The sequence below is a fragment of the Flavobacterium sp. UW10123 genome (assembly GCF_040538975.1).
In the GTDB taxonomy this organism is placed as follows: Bacteria; Bacteroidota; Bacteroidia; order Flavobacteriales; family Flavobacteriaceae; genus Flavobacterium.
In genome coordinates, this window is record NZ_JBEWQE010000022.1 from 66,944 (window position 1) to 89,038 (window position 22,095).

The window sequence follows — 22,095 nt, forward strand, 5'->3', positions numbered from 1 at the left end:
TTATTTTTTTGCTTTTTTCGGTTTCTTTATAAACGCTGAGACTTTACTGAGGTCAATTGAAAACAAATCATTCCTTTCATTATCGCTGTTGGCATATCCAAGAATGCAGGCAATACTGTGAAGAACCTTTTTCCGTTTCGTGGCATCCTCCTTTATGTTATTATGATAGAAATGCTCTCTTAGTCCTAGTACGGTATTGAGATAAAATGAGAGAAGCCCTTTGTCATCGCTCTCTTTGGCAAGACTGCATTTCCTTTCAAATTCAGGACTTAGGATAATCATTTCCGGAACATCATAAGCAGTTTTCCCCATGTGTATCGATTGGAAATGCTGTGAAAAGTACTCAGAATCATTCTTCTCTTGTCTTTTCAAGATCTCCTCTACTTCAGAGCTGAAAGGAAGCAATAAAATCGCACACATTTGTTCCAGTACTTCACCCTCATCAAAAAGCAGTTCAGGCTCCTCTGTCAATATTAAAACTAACGAAATCGCTAACTTTATAGAAATTAACTCATCACTTACTCCTTTAATTTCAATATTCTTATCAGTAATTGTTGCTAATAATGTAAAATCCTCATAATTGCTTCGAAGAGCGAAAAAAGGCAGCCTCTCAGCCAAATCATTAACTATCGGGATTAGATCTTCTTCAGAAATGAGATTTTCAGACTGTTCAATTGCAAGTCCTAAAATACTGTAAGAGTATTTTGCTGTAAAATCACTCTTCAAAATAATATTCAAAAAATCTTTATAAACCTCTTTACCTTTTTCATGTTCCAGATCTTTGCAATAATCTTTGAAAATCAAAAATTCTTGAATAATATTTGATTTGCTGTCTCTATTTCCAAAGTACCTGTTGAAGAGGATCCTAAAGTTATTTATTATGTCTTCCTCCTGAAAATTAGCAGTAATAAGCTCACCAAGCCCACTGAAATCTTTTGATTTTGCTGCATTTTCAATAAGCCTCTGTGTTAAAATATTTTTTTCATCTATGGCTGCAGCAGTGTTGTATAACTCGATAGCTTTTCTGAACAAATAATTGCAGGTTTCTGAGTACTGCTCCATTTTAAGATAGTAATCAGCACTATCTATGTAGGTTTTTGCGGCCCGCTCTAGCTCATTCTTTAACTCCAGAATTTCTGCCTTCTCTTCCAATGCTGTCGCACAGCCGTAGTAGTAATTAACCGAGCTACAAGCAATTATTGCCTTTTCTGCAAAATCAAGCCCTTCATCTAAATTACCCTTCTCCGCTTCAATGCCTGCTAAAATCCTATATATGCGACCCTCATTTTTCTTGCTGTTATATTCAATTGCATATACTAATCCCTCATTGTAAATTTCGATTGCTGCGTCAATATTTTCTTCATCTCTTAATACATTTCCATAATTTATAAGATTTAAGAGCGTTCTGTCTTTCATCTCATACTTTTGACAAAGCTCAATTGCCTTCTGGCAGTATTTTTTGGCCCGTCCAAACTCTCTTTTCTGTCGACAGATAGATGTTAACGAATTTAGGACAACAACTTCAATTGAAAATTCAGTATCATTATCTTTCAGAATTTCCAGCAGCTTTAATCCATATTTTTCCGCTTCATCCCTATAATCGTTGCTTTGTGCAAGACTTGAAACCAAATTTGCCAGACTGCTGATCATACCACGACTGTCTCCAAGCGAATCGAAAATTTCAAAAGCTTCTTTACTTGCAATTGCAGCTTTGTTAATTTCTGAAATATCGACATAGATCTTGGCCAAGGTAATTAGTAATGGGGCTTTCACTTCTTTCTCTTGAGCTTTGATTCCCGCAAATATTTTATCAGCGATTTCCGTAGCAGCTTCTATTTCCCCCTGTTCCGCTAAATAAGACGCTTTAAAAATCATTGCTGCCTGAAGCAGTTTTTTATTTTTAAGCTTTTTGAGATGAAAAATGGCGTTGTCAATTGCTTCACTTGATTCATCTTTAAGTCCTAATAATTGGCTGGCATTACTCAAATGATAGTAAAGATATCCTTTTTCGATTTTTCTTTTTGCCTTTTTAAGCAGCCTTGTAATAACTTTTATAGCAAACTGAAGCTCCCCGGAATCCAACAATTCAGGAAAAACACCAAATAGATATTCATCCACCTTTTCTGGGGCTGTGTCAATCAACAAATATGTTGCCTGAACAATTTCCTTCTTTGCCAGAAAGTAATCGCCTAGCTTGTTTAAATAATAGTCAAGCAGTCCACAGTCTCTAATCTTACTTAAAATAAACTCCTTGAAGACTGGATGAAATATTTGCAGCACACCGTTTATGTTATAAACCAATGCCGACAGCCTTTCCAATACTGTTGCCAATTTCAGAGGCGTAGAGGTGCTTTGTAGTTCCGCAAGCTGAATTATACTTAGATTAAATTGTGGTACTGAAATTAGGATCAAGCATTCCTGATCCTCCTCGCTTAAATTCTTCCATATCGCATCCTGAAAAGCCGCAAGGTTTTCGGGAAGTATTTCCATTTCAAATACAGTTAAATAAAATAAATATAATGGATTTCCCTTTGAGGCTCTTTTAATTTCATTGAACTCCAGCTTCTTTATTCTTTTTCCATAGGAATGGAGAAATGATCTAATTTCTTCATCACTGAATCCCAAGCATTGAAAAAAATTTAACCCAGATTTTTCTAACTGGCTTTTGTTTCTTGTTGCAAATAAAAATTTACTGTTGAACTTTTCAAGGCCAGCAATTTTATATATCGCATCAGGCAGCTGCTCGCAATCATCAATGATAATCGTGGCTCTAGTTCTTTGGAGGCTACTTTGCAGCCATTCCAATGTTTTGTCAGCATCTGTTTCATCAATTAGTTCTTCACTGCTTAACAGCCTTATCTTATTTGTAAGATAGATATATACGCTTATAGGAGATTTATCTTTTACAGAAATATAGATAACCTCTTCAACTGTTTTTGCATATTGGAAAAGAATAGTAGTTTTGCCTATACCTGGTTCTCCATAAAAAACCAGCTGGTTGTTTTTCTCTAAATTGTCTTTGATTTCAAGAGCAAGTATACTTCTTTCAATAAGTTTCTTTTTCTCAAATTTTGCTGTAAGAGCGTCAAAAAAAGATACTGAATAAAGCTCTTGAAGTTTTTGCTGTTTTTGCTCATTAATCAAGGCTAAGACTTCAGGAGAATTGCTTATATTAAGATTTCCAGCTACATTAAATATTTTGTCTGCATTTTGCGACTGGATTGAAAAACTCATAATTACTTCTTATTGGGTTTGTAGTCACCAGTTATATTTATGATATTTTTTTTTGCATTTTGAACCCCTATATTAAATCCATTAGTATTATTGAACTCCATTGCAGATACCTTTGTAAGCTGCGATTCATTCTCTTTAATCCAGCTACTGATCTCCTCAAAAATTTTATCATCAAACTTCTGGCCTGTCAAAGATTCATATGTGTCTTCAATATCTCTTTTTGGCTTGGAAACATTTACTGATTCAGAGCTGCAAATAGTCTGCAGATAAGTATCTGTCTCGGAATCATTTTTAAAGTAATTTGTCAGTCTTTTTTTTAAACCTGCAAAGTCTACTGTATTTTTGATGATATCATAAGTGGCGCTTGCCACAACTTTTGATGCAATATCTGCTTTATGGGCAAGGACAAAGGCACTCACCGCTGAAAAAATTGTAATCATATGGTTATGGTTTATTAAAATGTTTTTCTAGTTCATTTTTATCATTTTCTATTTGGCCTATGATTCTTTCTTGAGTATAAAAATCATCCGAAGGATAATAGCTTTCAAAAGATTCAAATGTTGAAAGAAGGTAATCTAAAATATCAATAGCATGTCCGGTGTCTCTAAAATTGCGTAGTACTTCTTCATCTGATTTAATTCGTTCGAAAATTGTTAAATTACAGATCGCCTGAATTATTTGGGTATTTTCATAATTTTCCTCAAGTCTTTTTATTTTCTCTTCCAGCCATTTGTTTTTAATTCTATTACAGGTTAAAGGCAGGTAAATTTTCATTTCCGATAGTCTTCTCTGCAACAAATCACTTTCACTAGGCTTGGGAGCTTCTTGTGGTGCCTTCTTCCTTAAACTTAATTTATTCGCGGCGGCATAATAAGAAACCATCAAACTGTCTTGAGGGATATTATCTTCTTCGTAAAAGTTGAAATTTTTCTTTGTAAAACTCTTATCAGATTGTTTAATTATCTCTGTTCCCTTTACAATTGCGTAACTGATCGTAATATTATCCGCCTTGTTTATATTATTTTTAAAAGTCAGATAATTTTCTCCTAGTATTGGGATTTCTTTAAATTGTGTAGCAAGAATGGTCATGGGAGAAATCTTGTCCTTGTGAGATTTAGGTATCATTCGATCTACAAACAATACCATGTCTTGAGCAATTCCAAGTACATACCCCCCCTCTTTGGTTTCTACAAATTCCATTAGAACAGCATCTGTATTGCCATTTGATTTTTCAATCCATTCCAATAATATATTAAAAAAACCGTCTGCAGGCTTTTCATTTTCAAAACCAAAGGCTAAACCAGCAGGAATCATTAATCCTTTATCATCCTTTGTAAAAAAATACTGAAGCGCAATACATTTAGCTTCCCTAAATAGATTTGAAAATTCCGGATCAGCAACAAGCATCAAATGCGGTTTCAATCCATAATCATATCCAAACTTTGAAAAATCTATCTTGTTACTCATTAATTTGTTTTTAACAAATATAAACAATATTTAGCTTACATTTTTTCTTAAAAATTCTTTGCCCTGTACGACTGATTTCAGCACTATTTTACAATGGAAGAGGGCCATAATCCACGCCACCATGCATGTACAAATGAATACTACAAGAAAAGAAACTCGCTTATTTTGTCTGCAAAAGTGGATAGTCCGTCAGTGAAAACCATAGTGCTTTCGCTCAAAAAAATGGAAATCATCCAATTCAGGGAGCTTAAAAACAATGCGTCAAAACATCACAGGCAGATTTTGGCTCTTATGAACAAAAATCTCTATCAGATAAAAAAGCGCATGAAGAAGAGCAAAATCAGCTAAAAAATTTAAAGCCGGCATATAACCGGCTTTTTTTGGCGCAGACACTTCAAGACATTACGGGACATCCTTATGTTTGATTGCAGCCTGAGTCTTAGATAAGATTGCAACGCAGATTTTGAAAGCAGTTATAACTTAACGCTCCTCACTAAATGCCAGACTGCTTTTTGAACCGCGTTTTTCTGTGATTGATACTTAAAGGTCGTGCTTCAGCAGATAGCTCTGGACTACCATGTCAAAAATATTCTCCTCAACAACGACCTGCTCGAATATTCCGACCTGCACCTCAGCGTCCAGCAGCTGCTCATTCATTTCTTGCGCATCAGAGATATAGAAATTCCAAGAAAGGATATCAATCTTATCTTGATGCTCGAACAATAATTTTGCAAGCTCCAATTCATAAAACGAAGCTTTTGCCAGATCACCCCATTTGTCAAAGCCCGCTATCTTGGCAATGACATGCTGGGCATTCATCAGGGTAAATTTTTCCTCGTCAATGCCATAATCATAAATCACATCATAGATATGAAAATGTTTTGGCGAATACTCGTAGTTAAATTCGCCGGTCTTCTCTCCAGAAAGTTTTTGTTGGGTCTTAAAATCTCTAAATAGATTTTTTGCTTGCAGTTTGAAAAATTCAATAGATTCCATAATATAATCCTTTATTATTTCAAAGATTATTACCCTGGGATTGCGTTTGTATACTGTTGTCGGATAATAAGCTCTGAAGGTTATATTATCTATCTCTTGGCTGATAAAATCTTTGCACAAACGAGCAGGCTCGCCAAAAACCTTCTACAAATATATATATTTTTGGATATATTTTTTAATCATCTATTTTTTTTCAGGCTAACTACTTATTCTATAGCCCTTACCTCAGTAATAATCCAATTCCTATCTATTCAAAATATAACTGACAAAATGAAATGTACATTTCAAGAAATTTGGTTTTTGCTAAAAAAGCCAGTAAAATCAAGCTCTCCCAGTTTATTTTAAATATTAACATTTAAAAATGAAATGTACATTTTAAAACAATAAAAGCTATCAATTCCGTGATATAGATCCTTTAGAGGGATTTTGTAAACAAATCAACATCAATGGGTTCACTAATGGCTTGCCTCATGCATTGCTTCAAAAAAATCGTAAAAGAATAATAGTGAATAAATTAGAAAAAACAAAAATGTACATTTCATTTTATATTTGTGTACATTTCAATTTTTCACTCATATAATTATACCTGAGAATACAAACCTGAAAAGTGCCACAACAAATTTTAAATCTTTGGAGCCTGCATTGTCTATTAGCCATAAATTGATATATTAGATTCTTGAACTGCATATAGATGGACAGCAACAAAATAGGAATAGAAGGAGAGAACTTTGTAAATGATATTGCTTTTAAATCATTTCTGAAATATTGGTGCTATCCAAACCCAAAGTTTGAAAATGGAAGCAGAAAAGAAATATGCGATCTATTGGTCATATTTGATAATACATGTATCATTTTTTCTGTTAAAAATTATTCATTTAAAGGAAGTCATTCACGTTATTTCAATAATACAGTTGAAAAGGCAGTCAAACAGCTTAAAGGCGCTCAAAAAACACTTTTCACCAGTTCAGAAGTAATTATTAAGCATCCAGACAGAACTTTGGAAGTTTTCCCTAAGAATTCCATAGAGAAAATTTTTAAAATAGTAATAAACCTTGGAGAGGGTCTTGAGTTTTATGATATAACGCGAACCACTAAAGAGAATGATTTTATCACCATATTCGATAAAGACACCTTCAGCACCATTACAAATGAACTTGATACAATTCCAGATTTTATTGACTACCTTGAAAAAAGGGAAAAACTGTTCAAATTTACGAATGTGAAAGTCTTTAATTCAGAGTTTCAAGGTGAACTCGATGATCAGGATCAGCAATATATACGGACAGGGATGGGCCGCTCTGTAAACATTATCGGCACCGAAAAGGACCTCCTGTCTTATTTTTTTAAGAATACGCGAAATTTCCCTGAAAAACTTACAAACAACGATTTCAGCATTTACGGAGACGCAGTGCTTGAAATAGCAGGATCATGGGAGGAATTCAAACTTTCCCGGCAGGCAGCCTGCAAAGAAAGAGCAGATGCTCTGAGTTATTTTGTCGACCAGTTTATAAAAAACGAAGTGCTCAGTCAGAATTATGTTTTTAAGGAACTTCTCGCTAAAGAGCTATTGTCATTAAATCGCCTTAAAAGAAGGACCATCGGCAACCGATTTTTTGAATTCTATTTTAAGATTAAAGAATACAATGAGAGAATCTTGCACAGAAGCTTCTTGGAGCTGGGGGATCTGGGTATTGTATTCTTCAATTATTTTGAAGACTCCGATCAGCAGGAAATTCAGAAGCTCTTTGAACTTATATTTGAAACTTTTGCTTATTATTACAATTACAGGCACAAGACATTTGTTCTGATCGGTATTAACAAATCACCTGATTTTGTCTATAATATCTATAAGAACTATGAAAGGTTTACCGCATCTGACGAAGAGATTATTAAGCATAATATAAAAGAACTCGAATGGTTTACCTCATACAGCCAATACAGCAGAATCGAAAACGAATTCCCAGACACTGGCCCATAAAAATTTCTCTTTTTTTCCATAATATAACCAATATTTACTGTAGAATTGGTACTATTTCTGCCATAAGTAGTTAAGCTGAATTTTGTCGATCTTTTCACCAGTCTAAGTTTTGTGGCAGAATCGTGGCACATCGCCATTTCAAAAAATGAAAAACCAGCAAAATCAAGTCTTGACAAATTTAGGTTCGAAACTGTATACGAAACAAACAATAAGTAGGAACCAATGGTAAAAGATTTAAAAAGCAGCCTTTTTTGCAAACAGATGGACAATTGTATGACACTCAGCATGGTGCGGAAAATTGCAGATAAAACTTTCAAGGGATTGCAGTCCTGCCAAGGCTTTAGGTCTTGACAGACTTCTGTTTTTTGGCTAATTTTGCCTTATGAATCCCGAAGAAATTAAACGATATTTTGACAATACGCCGCCTCCTTTGCAGGTGGAATGGAAGCCTTGGGCAAAGATTACCGATTCCCAGCTATTTTTGAAAAGCTGCTATACAGGGATCAGGACTTTCAACGGCCCGTTGGAAATGTGCCCAGCATGGTGGCACCTTAAAGATTTTTATCTCCTCATCAAGCGCACCGCTCCGGAAGAACAGAAGGCAGAGGTATAAAGTTTGTTTTTTTAGCTTGATAAGTGTCGATGAAAACTTTAGGCGATTTGGGTAATCAGCAGGACTGCTATAAAAGAAAGTATGGATAAGACCATTGCATTGATGATCATGCTTTTTCTTTTTACTGAATCCTGCGCTTTCTCTATTTCACTGGTTCTTTTCTTTTCGTGGGTTTTCATTATATAGTGACTTTAATTATTTGAATAAGCGCAAAATTATTGCGCATGCCGGAGAAACATTTACAGCTTTACCTTTCCATTTATCATAATTCGAATTTTATTGAGCAGAGCTTATGATTTTCTGATCCCAGAATTTAACGAGAAGTTTGAATTATCTATTGGCTTTGTTCGTTGGTTGAATCAAAAAAGGGTGCGGAAGTAGGTTAAACTTTGGATGCAATGGATTCTCAGATTGATCTGTGATTTTCCGAAAGATAAAGTTTTTTGTTTCCTAAGTATAATGCGGATGTACTGCTTAGGCAAGCAAGAATCTGTTGCTGCTTTTTTGGATGCTGCTCCAGTCAATCTCAAATACTTTTTGGAGCAGGTCCTTCAGCCCCTGAAAACTGCTGGGTTTCACAGCGTACAAATCAGCGCCGAGTTTATGGCAGAGCTCGATATTGTCAGCGTTTTTGCTCGTGGAGAGCATTATGATCTTGACTTCTTTCAGGGCATCTTCCCTGCTGCGGATTTCCGCAAGGCAGTCAAATCCATTTTTGATGGGCATATTGATATCCAGGAAGATCATATCAGGCAGGCGGTCTGCGGTCTTCTCAAGGGTATTGAGCAGTTCCTGCCCGTCGCAGGCAGCCTTTACGGCAGCAGGCAGATTCAAATCCTCGACAGCATCCAAAAACAGCATTCTGTCGTCTTCATCGTCGTCAGCTATCAATATGACTTTATGGGGATCGTGGAGTTTTGACATGGCCTATATTTTTTGCAGTACAGAAGACAAGAGTCTAAGAATCTGCAAAAGTCTATATAAAAATATAAGTCTTTGTAAATCGATAAACGGTTGAATTATATCCGTGGAGCGGTTGACAGCTTGTAAATGTACGAATTTTACTCAAATAAACACCATAGCAGGCGCAATAATTGAGCTTTTTCAAACGATCTGCCGATTCCATTGAATAAAAAACAAAAACAGCACACAATAATCTTCAAATAAGCACAAGCTTTTCTTTGATTATCCTCTCTTCTGAAAATTCTGAATAAAGCCGCTTATGCATCAAAAAGCTGTTTTTTGGATGCCCTGAAAAATAAGGATTTTTGAATTTTGTTATTATTTAGAACATTTAATTTTTAAAAATTGTTGCTACCTGTACTAATTTTGACAAGTATAAAATGATCAAGATTATGAACCGGGCTATTGTACACATTGACATGAACACCTTTTTCGTATCCTGCGAAAGGCTTACCAATTCTGAGCTTAACGGCATTCCGCTGATTATCGGCGGCGGCGAACGGGGCGTTGTGGCTTCCTGTTCCTATGAGGCGCGGCGTTTCGGGGTGCGCTCGGCCATGCCCATCCAGATGGCGCTCAGGCTGTGCCCGCAGGCCAAAGTCATGAAAGGAGATATGGAACTCTATTCAAGGTTATCCTATGATGTGACCGAAATCATTCAGGAAAAAGCCCCTGTGGTGGAGAAAGCCTCTATTGATGAATTCTATCTGGACATTACCGGAATGGACAGATTCTACGGCAGCTACAAATGGACTAATGAACTCGCACAGCGCATCACAAAGGAAACAGGATTACCCCTAACCTTTGCCCTTTCCATCAATAAAACCGTATCCAAGATCGGAACCGGTGAAGGAAAACAGAAGCAGAACCTGGAGATCCCCGAACATCTGGTGCAGTCTTTTCTAAACCCGCTCTCGGTGCGCAAAATACCGATGGTCGGCGACAAGACCTTCCAGCTGCTCTCCCGCATCGGGATACGCACCATCAAGACCCTTTCGGAAATGCCCGCCGAAGCGCTCCAGCGCATGATCGGCCAGAACGGGATCGAACTATGGAAAAAAGCCAATGGCATTGACAATAATCCCGTAGAGCCCTATACGGAAAGAAAATCGATCTCCACCGAACATACTTTCTCTCAGGATACAATTGATATCGACAAGCTTAGAAGGGTTATCCTTGGGATGGTCGAGAAGCTTTCCTATCAGCTGCGTTCTGAGCAGTGGCTCACTTCGACGGTGACGGTCAAGATCAGGTACGCCAATTTTGATACCGAAACCAAGCAGTGCAGGGTCCAGTATACCTCGGCTGACCATCTGCTGACCCAGACCGCAATGAATCTTTTTGACAAGCTCTACCAGCGCCGCATGAGGCTGCGCCTTATCGGGGTGCGTTTCAGCGGACTGGTAAGAGGAACTTACCAGATCGACCTTTTCAATGATACTGAAGAAATGCTGGCGCTTTATCAGGCGATGGACCGAATGAAGAACCGTTACGGCTTTGATGCGGTGATGCGGTGCGCGGGCGCTTCCTTTAAATCCAATACCAAAGACGAAATTTTAAAACGCAAAAAATAAATCATGTATCTCAACTGCCATTCCTTCCACTCCCTGCGCTATGGCACCATACCGCTTGAGGACCTGATATCGGGGGCTGCGGCTTTGGGTGTCAGGGCTATGGCACTCACTGATATCAATACTGTCACAGGCATTTATGATTTTGTAAAAGGATGCCAGGCAGCGGGCATCAAGCCTGTTGTGGGCATCGAATTCCGCTCAGGGCATGAGCTGCGCTATATCGGTCTGGCAAAAAATGCGGCGGGCCTTGCCGAGATGAACCGTTTTCTCACACGCCATAATTTTGAGAATGCATCTCTTCCTTTATCTGCTCCCGACTTTGAGAACGTATTTATAATATATCCTCTGGAGAATGTGCCCGCAGTTCTAAAGGAACATGAATTTATCGGCCTGCGCCCCGAACAGCGAGGGACGCTGGTGCTGGGCGGCTGGAAGACCAGAATAGACAAGATGGTCGTGCTCCAGCCGGTGACCTTCCGAACCAAAATGGAATTCAAGCTGCATAAGATACTGCGTGCTGTTGATCTGAACGTGATTCTTTCACGCCTTTCTGCGTCAGATCACTGCAGGCAGACAGAGGTTATGGTGGATGTGGATAGGATCCTTAAATGTTATGAAGACTATCCGCAGATCATTTCCAATACGCAAATGATTATTGGGCAGTGCAATTTTGAATTTGATTTCAAAACGCCGAAAAACAAGAAATACTATACCAGCAGCAGAAAGGACGACTTGCAGCTTCTCACCACCTTGGCCCAACAGGGGCTGGAATGGCGCTATGGAAAAAATAACGCTGAGGCAAAATCAAGGATGTTCCGCGAGCTCAAGGTAATTGACCAGCTGGAATTCAGCGGCTATTTCCTAATTACTTGGGATATCATACGCTTCAGCAATTCACAGGGTTTTCTGCATATAGGACGCGGAAGCGGCGCCAACAGCATCATCGCCTACTGTCTTGGCATTACCGATATCTGCCCTCTGGAGCTTGACCTGTATTTTGAGCGTTTTCTGAACCTGAACCGCAAAAGCCCTCCGGATTTTGATATCGACTGGAGCTGGAAGGAACGGGACGTGATCCTGGAATATATCTTTTCCCGCTACGGCTATGAACATGTGGCTTTCTGCGGCACCAATGTGGAATTTAAATACCGCTCCATATTCCGTGAGGTGGGCAAGGTTTTCGGACTTCCAAAGGAAGAGCTGGATGCCTTGGCCAAAAACCCGATGACCCTGCACCCTGCAAATGAAGTGGTCCGTGAAGTGCAGCAGTACGGCATAATGCTGGAGAAATACCCCAACCAGAGAAGCATGCACTCCTGCGGCATCCTGATTTCCGAAGAGCCCATCACCAATTATTCCGTGCTGGAGATGCCTCCCAAGGGCTTTCCCATAGTGCTTTTTGATATGCATACCGCGGAAGATATCGGGCTTGAAAAGTTTGATATCCTGAGCCAGCGCGGGATCGGACATATTGATGACAGCGTAAAGCTGATTGAGAAAAACCAGGGTATACGGCTCAATATCCGTGACACTACGATTTCAAAGGACGAGAAAAGCTGCAACAGCTATCTGTCAATGGGAAAAACCATAGGCTGCTTTTATATCGAGAGCCCTGCCATGCGCGGTCTGCTGCGACGCCTGAAGTGCGACAACTACAAAACCCTTGTGGCAGCCTCCTCCATCATCCGTCCCGGGGTGGCGCAGTCGGGAATGATGAAGGAATACATCTTCCGGCACAATCATCCGGGCAGATTTGAATATTTCCATCCGGTGTTCGAAGAGCAGCTCGGAGAAACCTACGGCATCATGGTATATCAGGAGGATGTGATCAAAATTGCCCTGCACTATGGAGGCCTTCCGGCAGCCGACGGGGATATCCTGCGCCGTGCCATGTCGGGAAAAGGCCGTTCCAAAGCGGCGCTGCAGAAGGTAAAGGACAACTTCTTTGCATCCTGCGCGTCTCAGGGGCATCCCATGGCGCTGAGCCAGGAAATATACCGCCAGATCGAGTCCTTTGCAGGCTATTCCTTCTGCAAGGCGCATTCGGCCTCCTATGCCGTGGAAAGCTACCAGAGCCTGTACCTGAAAGTGCATTATCCCATCGAGTTCATGGTGGCGGTGATCAACAATCAGGGCGGTTTCTACCGCACCGAAGTGTATGTGCATGAAGCAAAGATGGCAGGGGCTGCAGTGCACAATCCCTGCGTGAACAGAAGCGAGTTTGAAACCACGCTGTACGGATCTGATGTGTATCTGGGGTTCATGCACCTGCAGAGCCTTGAATCCAAAACAGCCCTTCTGATCCAGCAGGAAAGGGAAAGAAACGGGCCTTACAGGTCACTGGAGGATTTCATCAACCGGGTGCCTATTGGAATTGAGGCCATACAGATTCTGATTTTCATCGGCGCATTCCGCTTCACGGGAAAAACAAAAAACCAGCTGCTGGTCATTGCCCGTCTGATCCTGGTGAATTTCAAGCCTGAGAACCGCACCCCTATGCTGCTTCAGGAGCCTGTAAAGGAATTCGTATTGCCCGAGCTGGAACGCTCCGCTTTTGAGGATGCCTTTGATGAGATCGAGCTTCTGGGCTTTCCGGTCTCCTGCTCCCCTTTTGACCTGCTTCAGACCCCTTTCAGGGGCAATGTCATGGCAAAGGATCTATTGGACCATCATAAAAAACAGGTGCGCATGCTGGCCTACCTGATCTCGCGCAAGCATGTGCCCACAAAGCTGGGCGCCATGTATTTCGGGACCTGGATAGATGCTGAAGGGCAGCTTTTTGATACGGCGCATTTTACCGACAGCCTGGCGTCGTATCCTTTTCAGGGAGGCGGATGCTATCTGCTGCTAGGGAGTGTTGAAGTGGATTACCATTTTCCGACCATAACGGTCACCAAGATGGCCAAGATGCCCTTTATACCGGATCCCCGCTACGAGCATGAGAACGACTGGAAATACAGGACCCAGCAGAAAATGCGCGAAGATGTAAGCATGACCCATCGTGCACCCTATCCCCAGGAACATGAAATCAATATTCCAAGGCTTAAAATGGACAGTTGACAGGCTTCTTCTCGTTTTACGGCGACAGTCTGAGTATAAACTAAAAAAATAAAGAAGATGATGCTTTTTGATGATACCGAAATTTTTTCATCGGGCAATGGCGGCAGAAGAATATTTGACGTCCCCGATGCCGACCTGCTGCTGATTGATAATTTTTTCAGCAAGGCCGAATCCGACCATTATTACAATGTTTTATACCATGGCACCCAGTGGAGGGAATATGAAATGCCAATGTACGACAAAGTGGTCACGGCTCCCCGCATGATCTCATGGTACGGGGACACTAATAGGCCCGAGCGCAGGTCCAATCCCGACTGGCCCCTGGAGCTGCTCCAGATCAGGGAGCGTGTGGAAAAGGAAACCCAAATAAACTTTAACGCCGTGCTGCTCAATCTCTACAGGGACGGAACTGACGGCGTGGGATGGCACAGCGACAAGACTTCGTCGAGCAACAAGGACATGAACATCGCTTCTGTGACTTTCGGGGAGACGCGCCTGTTCCGACTGCGCCATAAGACGCTCAAACATATTGCACCCATCGAGATTCCCCTGCACCACGGTACCTTTCTGCTCATGGCAGGCCATACCAACAGCTGCTGGGAGCATCAGGTGCCCAAGACCGCCCGTCCTGTTCTGCCAAGGATCAATCTCACCTTCCGCCAGGTGAGGGAAAGGTAAGGTGATTATTCTATTCTTTAAAACACTGATAATCATAGCAATCCTATAATAATCCTGTTTTATAATATAACAGGATTATTTCAGGTGATGGTAACTTTGGATAAATCCTAAAATTAAAAAATCATGGAAAACAGAAACAGCATGGAACAGGATAATAGTTCGCATATCGATATTTCCGATCAGGCGGAAATCCAGCACTGGGCTGAAAAGCTAAATGTGCCCGAAGAAATACTGAAAGATGCCGTCAGGGCGGCAGGCACCACGGTGGTGGAGGTGGCAGAGCATCTCAATGAAAACAGCCCGTCAAGGGAAAGCGCTTCAGACGCTGTGCGTCTGAAAGAAGGTCCGTGGCATGACGGGGCAGAGAGCAGCGAAGAGTACAGGACCGACTGAAAACATTAAAAAGCTGAAAGGCTTTTAATGGACTTCGCATTTAAAAAACAAGAGCCTGGAATAAAAAACCAATGCCTCTTCAAATTTATAATCCTATAAAACCAGAATTATGTCAAGAAAAAATTACGATGGCTTCGATCGGGATGATCGCAGTTACCACACAGCAGACGATTCCATAAATTCAGAGCTTCTGGAGAAAAAAGATCCGGCTGTCAACCAGCACGAGAATGACACGACAGGCATACACGGCGATGATTCCAAACATCCCAATCCCCGCCCGGATGAGCGTGATCCCGATGGAGACAGAAGAACATTGGACGAGGAGAAACCCATCGATGACGATGAGGATGATGATGAAAACTAAGCCAGTTTAATGGATAATTCCAATAATGGGCGTAACATTCAAATTCTTTTAAATAGGAAAAAGAGTTTCACAAGGAATCCTGAAGGGTATTTTTTTAATGCAGCCATTAATAGAATACTCTTCAGGATTTTATTTTGGATCGCCTAGCTTTTATTGTTAAATGCACCAAGCCGTTGAGATGATCTTCCCAAATCAATCGTACTGCCTCCTGCGCGGCTTTTGAATTAATTGCATAAATTTGCGTCTCAGACCTTTTGATCTCTCTGCTGCGTTTACAATAAATAGAGATCAAAAAATCCCTTCTTGAAAATGAACGATCCGATTCTAGAAAACCTTAATCCCAGCCAGCTTCAGGCCGTAAAAACCACAGAAGGCTACGTGCGTGTCATAGCGGGCGCCGGCTCAGGAAAAACAAAAGCCCTTACCTCCCGTTTTGCCTACATTGTGGACAGGCTCGGGATTAATTCCTCCAATATCCTCTGCGTGACCTTTACCAATAAGGCGGCGCAGGAAATGAAAAAACGCGTCAAGGCACTGATAGGCGACCTTTTTGATGTGAGCTTCATCACCACCTATCACGGTTTCTGCGTGAGGTTCCTGCGCGAGGAAATAAACAAAATCCATTACCCTAAGAATTTTATCATACTGGATGCCGAAGACCAGAAGACCATTTTGCGCGACGTATTCACCGAACTGGACATCAATTCAAAAAACCTGACCTTCAAACAGGTCCTGCGCTTTATCTCCAAGCAGAAAAGCACCTCGGATTATCTGGGCTACATGCTGGATAACAAGAGCTTTGAACTTGATGAAAAGGACTCGCTTTCCAGCCGTGTCTACCAGAAATATCTTGACAAGCAGAAACGCAACTATGCACTGGATTTCGATGACCTCATCCATTTCACGGCATTCATACTGGACAGCAATCCGGACGTGCTTGCCAAATGGCAGGACATGCTGCATTACATACAGGTGGATGAGGCACAGGACAGCTCCGACAGCCAGTTCCATCTGGTGGAGATGCTCTCGCGCGTGCACCAGAACCTGTTCCTTGTCGGGGATCCCGACCAGACCATCTATGAATGGCGCGGCGCCAAACCCGAGTATCTGGTGGAATTCGACAGGATGTTCCCGGACACCCGGACCATCATCATGAACCAGAACTACCGTTCTACGCCGAACATCCTGAAAGTCGGCAACCACATCATCAAAAACAATACCGTAAGGGTGGATAAGGATATGGTGACCGATAATCCCGAAGGGGTTGAAGTGGTCCATTTCCACGGAAAAAATGATTATGAGGAGACCCTCTGGGTGGCCTCCGAAATCAGGGAAATCCTTAAAACTGAAAATGCAGCCTATTCTGATATCACCGTCCTATACCGTTCCAACCATCTTTCGCGAAATATAGAACAGGCACTCATCAAAGAGAATATTCCCTATGCCATATTTGGCGGCGTGCGCTTTTTTGAAAGAAAGGAAATTAAAGATGTGCTTTCCTTTTTAAGGCTTATCGTGCAGGGGGACAATTTCTCTTTCCTGCGCATGCACAACCATCCTTCCAGAGGACTGGGCAAAAAGTTTCTTGAGAGGCTCAGTTTTCTGGCCGAGCAGCAGAACCTGTCCCTCTTGCAGGCACTTGAAAATAATATAGAAGACAAAGAGCTTAATAAAAAAGGGGCGGTTGATTTTCTGGCTTTGGTCGCGGCACTGAAAACAGATGCGGAGCATAATTCGATTTCGGATCTGGTCAAAATCATACTCGACAAAAGCGGTCTCTCTGAACTCTACCGCAAGGACGGCGATGAGGACAGGCTGGAGAATATAAAAGAATTGGTCAGCTCGATGATGCTGCTGGAAAAAGAAAACAACGGACCGGTGAATATTGTGGAGTACCTGCAGGAAATAGCCCTTTACACCGATCTTGACAAAGACACCGAAAACCAGGACAAAGTCCGTCTCATGACCATCCATATTTCCAAAGGCCTTGAGTTCCCGTACGTGTTCCTATGCGGCTTTACTGAAGGCGTCCTGCCAAGTGCGCTTTCGATTAAGGAAAGACGCAAACGGGCCATTGAAGAGGAAAGAAGGCTCATGTATGTGGCAGTGACGCGCGCCGAGAAAAGGTTTTACATGACCGACTCGGAAGGCTTTAATTTTACCACCGGACTCAATAAATATCCTTCACGGTTCCTCTTTGAAATCAAGGAAGAATTTTATGTCCGTAAGGGAAAACTTTCCCCTGAGATCCTTCAGACGGCATCAGCGGCATCAGCGGCATCAAAAAACAGCATCGACACCGCTTTCAGCGAAGGGGATCTGGTAATGCATCCAGTCTGGAACTTAGGGAAAATACAGGTTGTTGACCATGAGAAGAACCAATATATCGTGCACTTTTTTGAAATGGAAAAAGAAAAGCCGATTGATTTTGCTTTCCGTTTTCTCACTTCCGCATCAGAGTCTGACCAGGAAAGCTCCTCACCCGCGGATCTTTTAAGCATTCAGGAAGACCTAAAAAATGCTCCCGATCCGTTTGCAGAACAGACCGGCCAGCTGGACGATCAGCAGGACCGGAACATTTTCGATGATAAGAATCAGAACCCGGGGAAGCAGGATTGGTAAAACAAAGGTGTATAACTTATTTGAGTCTCCTGCGCCAAAAACTTTGATCCGACTTCCCTGTATTAATATAAAAGCCCATTGTCTGAGAAAGACATTGGGCTTTGCTATATAAGGCATATAGCTGGATTCCTAAAATTATGGGCTTTAAATCTGCTTTATCGGCGTGTATTTTATACTTTAACGCTTTTTTGGCACTTTTTATTATCCCAAAGGATGATTTTTACTCTTTTGGGTCCTCCATGCTGCTGATGATTTTGGCCACTTCCGCTTCTGTGGATTTTAATTTGGCCTGGCAGAACTCGATGAGCTCCGATGCTCTTTTCACCTTTGCCGCCAGTTCGTCAACCGAAATGGTCTCATTCTCCATTTCTCTTGAAATGGTGCTCAGCTCGGCAAAAGCTGTTTCATAGGTCAGGTTCTCTTCCATCATATACTTTTTTTTCTTTAACGGTGCTTACAAGTCTGGCATCATGAAGGATCACTTCAATAGCATCTCCCTTTTTTATGCCGCCCCCGCTACTGACAATCTGGTCATTCAGCTTCACGATCGCATATCCCTTTTTTAGGATATTCTGCGGGGACATCATCTTTATGGACTTTTGATGATGCGATAAAGTTAGCTCCTGTCTGCGAAGATAGGAATTACTGGCTGTTTTTAGGGTATTTTTTAGCTGCTGCAGTCCTGCTTTACGCTCCAGAAGCAGTATTTTCGGGTACTGCAGTGTCTGGTGGGCGGCCATCAGCAGTTTTTTCTGGCTGGCATGCAACGCCGCCTTTGAATTTCCGATAAGTTTTTCCCGCTCCCTTTCCAGCTGGCGCCTGTGGTTTGCAGCAAGCTCTCCGGCACTGAGCAATACGGAACTTTTCATGGCATTGAGCTGCCTGTAATGCTGAAGAAAGAGCTGCTGCGATTTAATGGCAATGGCTCTTTTCAGAGAAAGGATGCTCTGCTCGAAACTGCGGTTGTGGGCAATGATGAACTCAGCGGCCTTTGTCGGGGTCTTGGTATGGGTATGGGCCATAAGGTCGGTGATGCTGACATTCTTCTGGTGTCCGATACCCGTTATAATAGGAATCGGGAACTTCGCCACAGCCCTTCCGATGATGTAGTTGTCAAAAATCAGGAAATCCGACTGAGATCCGCCCCCTCTTGTAATGACTATGGCATCATAGGGAATTCCCGTATTATAGACTTCAATGAGCTTGTTTAGGAACAGTCTGGCGTTGTTGTCCCCCTGCACAACGGTATGATAGTCATCAATCTGGAAAACATAGCCGAAATCATTGTGCTGCATCGTGTGGCGGAAATCCTCGTTTCCCGCCGAGCTGCTTGAAGAAATCACCGCAACCCTCTGGATTACTGCCGCAAGTTTAAGACGGCTGTTCAGCGTCGAGTACCCATCGCCCTCTTTGTGTATGAAATCATTTTCTTTTACAAGCCGCTGCAGCGTGGCATTGCGCTGCTGCTCCAATATGCCCAGCATAAAATTGGCGTCGATATCCAAAAGGTTCACCGAAAGCCCGTACAGGGGATGATAGTCTACACTCACCTGCACCAGCACATGCAGGTTGTTGGAGAAACGCTGCCCGGTCGTGATTTCAAAATCAATGATTCTAAGCGCTCCCCCTCCCCATGCCTTGCCCAGTATCTTGGCCGTAATCACGCTGCTGTTCTCCGATTTCTCCACCAGCTCGAAGTAATGGATCTTCTTGTCGGCCTTGAAGGAATGGTTGGTGATATCGGCCACTACCCAATACGTGCGGCTACGGAAGCCCGAATTGATCGAGTCCTGTATTTTATCCGTAAGCTGCGATAATCTGATATACTGGTCTGGTCCCATAAAAGGCTGGCTTTTTTCTGTCTGCTGTTTGCTTACAGCTAAGGTAGGTATTCTTGGGCGGAATCTCAAAAACACAAAAAAATAGAAATCGATTTTCAATTCAAAACGGGTTAAAAGGGCAGCCAAAGTAGTGTCCGCCCTCACCTGCATGCGCATAACGGCTCCCCGCCGCCCTTCGGGACTTATAGCACTCCGGCTCCTTGCGCCCACTGGTTCTTTGCTTTCTTTTTTCCCGTTTTTTCTTTTGAAAAATTGCATTTGCGAGGTACGGGGAAAGAAAACTTGAACAAGTATTCACTAAAAATTTTATGTCATGGAAATCACAGGACGAATTGTAAAGGATGCCTCAGTTTTTAAGGTTAAGGAAAACCGTGAGGTGGTAAACTTCTCCATAGCGGTCAACGATAGCTACAAACCCAAAGGAAGCACCGAAACCAAAAAGATTGTAACCTATATCGACTGCTCCTACTGGCTCAGCGCAGGACTGGCGCAGTGGCTCCGTAAAGGCACGCTCGTTCAGCTCTTCGGGCGCATCGGGCTGAATGTCTATATCGGAAATGACGCTCAGGCGCACGGTTCATTGACCTTTCATACCTCGGATATCAAAATACTGGTATTTGCTCAAACGCAGAATAGTGCGCCTGCACCCGCCCTCAAAAAGCAGAATGCTTCGGAGAATCCCGATGACCTGCCTTTCTAGACTTTTTCAAGCCAATTTTTATACACGCCTAAATGAAATAGTATGAAAGCCTTACAAAAATCAAATTACAGCGATTACAGGGTAGCGGATGCCTTTAACCAAATAATCCTTAGAAGCATCACTTCCTATGACGGAAAACGAAGCGCACAGCTGAAATCCTTTTTTCTTGACCTGCAAAAGGGCGGGTGCATCAGCGGGATGATATCCGAATTCATCTGCCACGACGACTGCAGAGCCTTTTACATCGAACATATCGATGACCTTGAAAATATCCGCACAGAACTCGAAGAGGCTATCGGCGAACCGATAGAGAACCGTTTTCAGACCCTGCACTACACATTTGTATGCTGGCTCTGCTTCGAGGAATACTGCTATGACCTGTATTCAAGGCTCTTCGAGTAAAAATTTTCAATCCTAAATATCTTCTTATGAAAGCTTCTGAAAAATTTAGAACCGCAATAGACACTTATCTGAAAACTTTGGCGCAGGGCGATACTGCCTTTGCGCCCCACTTTGCCAAAGCTTCCAAAAACCTCGAAAGCTGTCTGCATTACATCATGGGCGAGGTCAAAAAAACAGGCTTATGCGCCTTTGATGATCAGGAAATCTATGATATGGCGGTAAAATATTTTACCGATGATACCATCGGCACACCTGCTCCCATTGCCTGCAAGGTGGCGGTACAGTCCTCCGCTCCTGATTTGTTTTCCCAAACACAAACTGCCTCTATTACAGAGATTAAAAAAGAAACACCTCCAGTAAAAAAAGAAGTGCAACCCGTGCAGACCGCCCTAACACTTTTTGACCTATGATGCCCAAAACACAACTGGAAAAACAGCTTACCGAGTTAAGTTCTTCCCTGCCACCTATAAAACCCGAAGTATTCGCTTGGGCGGAGAGAAACATTTTTCTGAAATGGGGCGTACTTTCCCGCTCCAAGTTCTACTGTTTGGAATGCACACACGTCTGGAAACCTGCCTGCGCAGACACCTGCGCCAAGTTCACTGCCTGTCCTGCCTGCAAGGGGAAGCTCAAAATGATGCCTTATAATCAGGTGCATTTCAAGGAGACAGAATACTTTGCCGTTGTCCACACTTGTGCGGATTTTCAGGTTGTGCGAATAGTAATTGCCCACAAACACATGAAAAAGAATCTCGCCCCGACCTATTTCCACAAAGAGGTCATGCAGCATTGGATAAGTCCCAAAGGCGACGTGCGCACCCTTGCGCTCTCTACCAATGTATTTTCAAGCACCGTCGATGCATGGAAATTCTACTCCCCGCTCGAAATAAAGCCAAAAGATTTCACCCGAAATGCCAAGTTCTATATCAATCCTTTCAAGGTCTATCCGAAAATTAAAGTGCTTCCAATCTTAAAACGCAACGGTTTTAAATCATCAGTTTATGACATTGCACCCCACCTGCTCTTTGCATCGCTGTTGTCCGACTCCATTGCAGAAACCCTATTGAAATCCCGTCAGCTGAACCTTTTGCAGTACTATCTCGGCGCATCACGCCAAAACATAAAACGCAATTGGCAGGCAGTCAAAACGGTCATTAAAAACAATTGCAAAATTTCAGATGTGCAGATTTGGGAGGATTATTTGGAACTA

The 22,095-nt window shown here is 42.1% G+C and carries 19 protein-coding genes and 1 pseudogene; 12 read left to right on the forward strand and 8 right to left on the reverse strand.

Annotated features, from left to right (window positions below; all coding sequences use genetic code 11):
- From ABXT06_RS21110 to ABXT06_RS21130, 4 genes are all read right to left on the reverse strand, one after another.
- The gene (locus ABXT06_RS21110; protein WP_354592513.1) at window positions 1-3,234 is read right to left on the reverse strand and encodes an AAA family ATPase; all 3,234 of its coding nucleotides are present in this window, start codon (window positions 3,232-3,234) and stop codon (window positions 1-3) included.
- A gap of 2 nt (window positions 3,235-3,236) precedes the next feature.
- Complete coding sequence (locus tag ABXT06_RS21115) at window positions 3,237-3,674, reverse strand: hypothetical protein (RefSeq protein WP_354592514.1); 438 nt, start codon at window positions 3,672-3,674, stop codon at window positions 3,237-3,239.
- Window positions 3,675-3,678: 4 nt separating this feature from the next.
- On the reverse strand, window positions 3,679-4,701 hold the full coding sequence (locus ABXT06_RS21120; RefSeq protein ID WP_354592515.1) for a hypothetical protein: 1,023 nt from the start codon (window positions 4,699-4,701) through the stop codon (window positions 3,679-3,681).
- Window positions 4,702-5,241: 540 nt separating this feature from the next.
- Window positions 5,242-5,697, reverse strand: coding sequence for a hypothetical protein (locus tag ABXT06_RS21130; protein ID WP_354592517.1), 456 nt, complete (start codon window positions 5,695-5,697; stop codon window positions 5,242-5,244).
- A gap of 691 nt (window positions 5,698-6,388) precedes the next feature.
- Here ABXT06_RS21130 and ABXT06_RS21135 point away from each other — a divergent pair.
- Window positions 6,389-7,675: a hypothetical protein gene (locus ABXT06_RS21135; protein ID WP_354592518.1), complete on the forward strand. Its 1,287-nt coding sequence runs from the start codon at window positions 6,389-6,391 to the stop codon at window positions 7,673-7,675.
- Window positions 7,676-8,057: 382 nt separating this feature from the next.
- Window positions 8,058-8,288 carry a DUF6965 family protein gene (locus ABXT06_RS21140; protein WP_354592519.1) on the forward strand — a complete coding sequence of 77 codons (231 nt, stop codon included), beginning with the start codon at window positions 8,058-8,060 and terminating at the stop codon, window positions 8,286-8,288.
- Between the two features lie 38 nt (window positions 8,289-8,326).
- Here ABXT06_RS21140 and ABXT06_RS21145 read toward each other — a convergent pair whose 3' ends face one another.
- Window positions 8,327-8,467, reverse strand: coding sequence for a hypothetical protein (locus ABXT06_RS21145; RefSeq protein WP_160781399.1), 141 nt, complete (start codon window positions 8,465-8,467; stop codon window positions 8,327-8,329).
- Window positions 8,468-8,762: 295 nt separating this feature from the next.
- Window positions 8,763-9,212: a response regulator gene (locus ABXT06_RS21150; RefSeq protein ID WP_354592520.1), complete on the reverse strand. Its 450-nt coding sequence runs from the start codon at window positions 9,210-9,212 to the stop codon at window positions 8,763-8,765.
- 431 nt (window positions 9,213-9,643) lie between these two features.
- Between ABXT06_RS21150 and dinB the strand changes: the two genes are divergently transcribed.
- The 6 genes from dinB (at window position 9,644) to ABXT06_RS21180 (ending at window position 17,942) form a co-directional block, all read left to right on the forward strand.
- Window positions 9,644-10,825 carry a DNA polymerase IV gene (dinB, locus tag ABXT06_RS21155; protein WP_354592529.1) on the forward strand — a complete coding sequence of 394 codons (1,182 nt, stop codon included), beginning with the start codon at window positions 9,644-9,646 and terminating at the stop codon, window positions 10,823-10,825.
- Window positions 10,826-10,828: 3 nt separating this feature from the next.
- Window positions 10,829-13,885 (forward strand): DNA polymerase III subunit alpha, encoded by a 3,057-nt coding sequence (locus tag ABXT06_RS21160; protein WP_354592521.1) that lies wholly within the window; start codon window positions 10,829-10,831, stop codon window positions 13,883-13,885.
- 57 nt (window positions 13,886-13,942) lie between these two features.
- The gene (locus tag ABXT06_RS21165; protein ID WP_354592522.1) at window positions 13,943-14,563 is read left to right on the forward strand and encodes an alpha-ketoglutarate-dependent dioxygenase AlkB family protein; all 621 of its coding nucleotides are present in this window, start codon (window positions 13,943-13,945) and stop codon (window positions 14,561-14,563) included.
- A 123-nt stretch (window positions 14,564-14,686) separates the two neighbouring features.
- Entirely contained in the window at window positions 14,687-14,956 is a 270-nt protein-coding gene (locus tag ABXT06_RS21170; RefSeq protein ID WP_354592523.1) for a DUF3606 domain-containing protein, read from the forward strand.
- 109 nt (window positions 14,957-15,065) lie between these two features.
- Window positions 15,066-15,320 (forward strand): hypothetical protein, encoded by a 255-nt coding sequence (locus ABXT06_RS21175; RefSeq protein WP_354592524.1) that lies wholly within the window; start codon window positions 15,066-15,068, stop codon window positions 15,318-15,320.
- A gap of 309 nt (window positions 15,321-15,629) precedes the next feature.
- A complete protein-coding gene (locus ABXT06_RS21180; protein WP_354592530.1) occupies window positions 15,630-17,942 on the forward strand; it encodes an ATP-dependent helicase in 2,313 nt (770 codons plus the stop codon).
- 220 nt (window positions 17,943-18,162) lie between these two features.
- On the opposite strand, the gene xseB is transcribed toward ABXT06_RS21180, so the two are convergent.
- Together xseB and xseA are read right to left on the reverse strand one after the other, a co-directional pair.
- The gene (xseB, locus tag ABXT06_RS21185) at window positions 18,163-18,372 is read right to left on the reverse strand and encodes an exodeoxyribonuclease VII small subunit (RefSeq protein WP_502909070.1); all 210 of its coding nucleotides are present in this window, start codon (window positions 18,370-18,372) and stop codon (window positions 18,163-18,165) included.
- Window positions 18,347-20,041 (reverse strand): exodeoxyribonuclease VII large subunit, encoded by a 1,695-nt coding sequence (gene xseA, locus ABXT06_RS21190; protein WP_354592525.1) that lies wholly within the window; start codon window positions 20,039-20,041, stop codon window positions 18,347-18,349. The genes xseB and xseA overlap by 26 nt, the downstream gene beginning before the upstream one ends.
- A gap of 55 nt (window positions 20,042-20,096) precedes the next feature.
- On the opposite strand from xseA, the gene ABXT06_RS21195 reads away from it, so the two are divergent.
- The 4 genes and pseudogenes from ABXT06_RS21195 to ABXT06_RS21210 all read left to right on the forward strand — a co-directional run.
- Window positions 20,097-20,483 carry a single-stranded DNA-binding protein gene (locus tag ABXT06_RS21195; RefSeq protein ID WP_354592526.1) on the forward strand — a complete coding sequence of 129 codons (387 nt, stop codon included), beginning with the start codon at window positions 20,097-20,099 and terminating at the stop codon, window positions 20,481-20,483.
- A 42-nt stretch (window positions 20,484-20,525) separates the two neighbouring features.
- The gene (locus tag ABXT06_RS21200; protein WP_354592527.1) at window positions 20,526-20,885 is read left to right on the forward strand and encodes a DUF7222 domain-containing protein; all 360 of its coding nucleotides are present in this window, start codon (window positions 20,526-20,528) and stop codon (window positions 20,883-20,885) included.
- Window positions 20,886-20,911: 26 nt separating this feature from the next.
- The gene (locus ABXT06_RS21205; protein WP_354592528.1) at window positions 20,912-21,295 is read left to right on the forward strand and encodes a PcfK-like family protein; all 384 of its coding nucleotides are present in this window, start codon (window positions 20,912-20,914) and stop codon (window positions 21,293-21,295) included.
- A pseudogene (locus ABXT06_RS21210) lies at window positions 21,292-22,095 on the forward strand (PcfJ domain-containing protein); the annotation flags it as partial. The gene ABXT06_RS21205 and the pseudogene ABXT06_RS21210, both read left to right, overlap by 4 nt.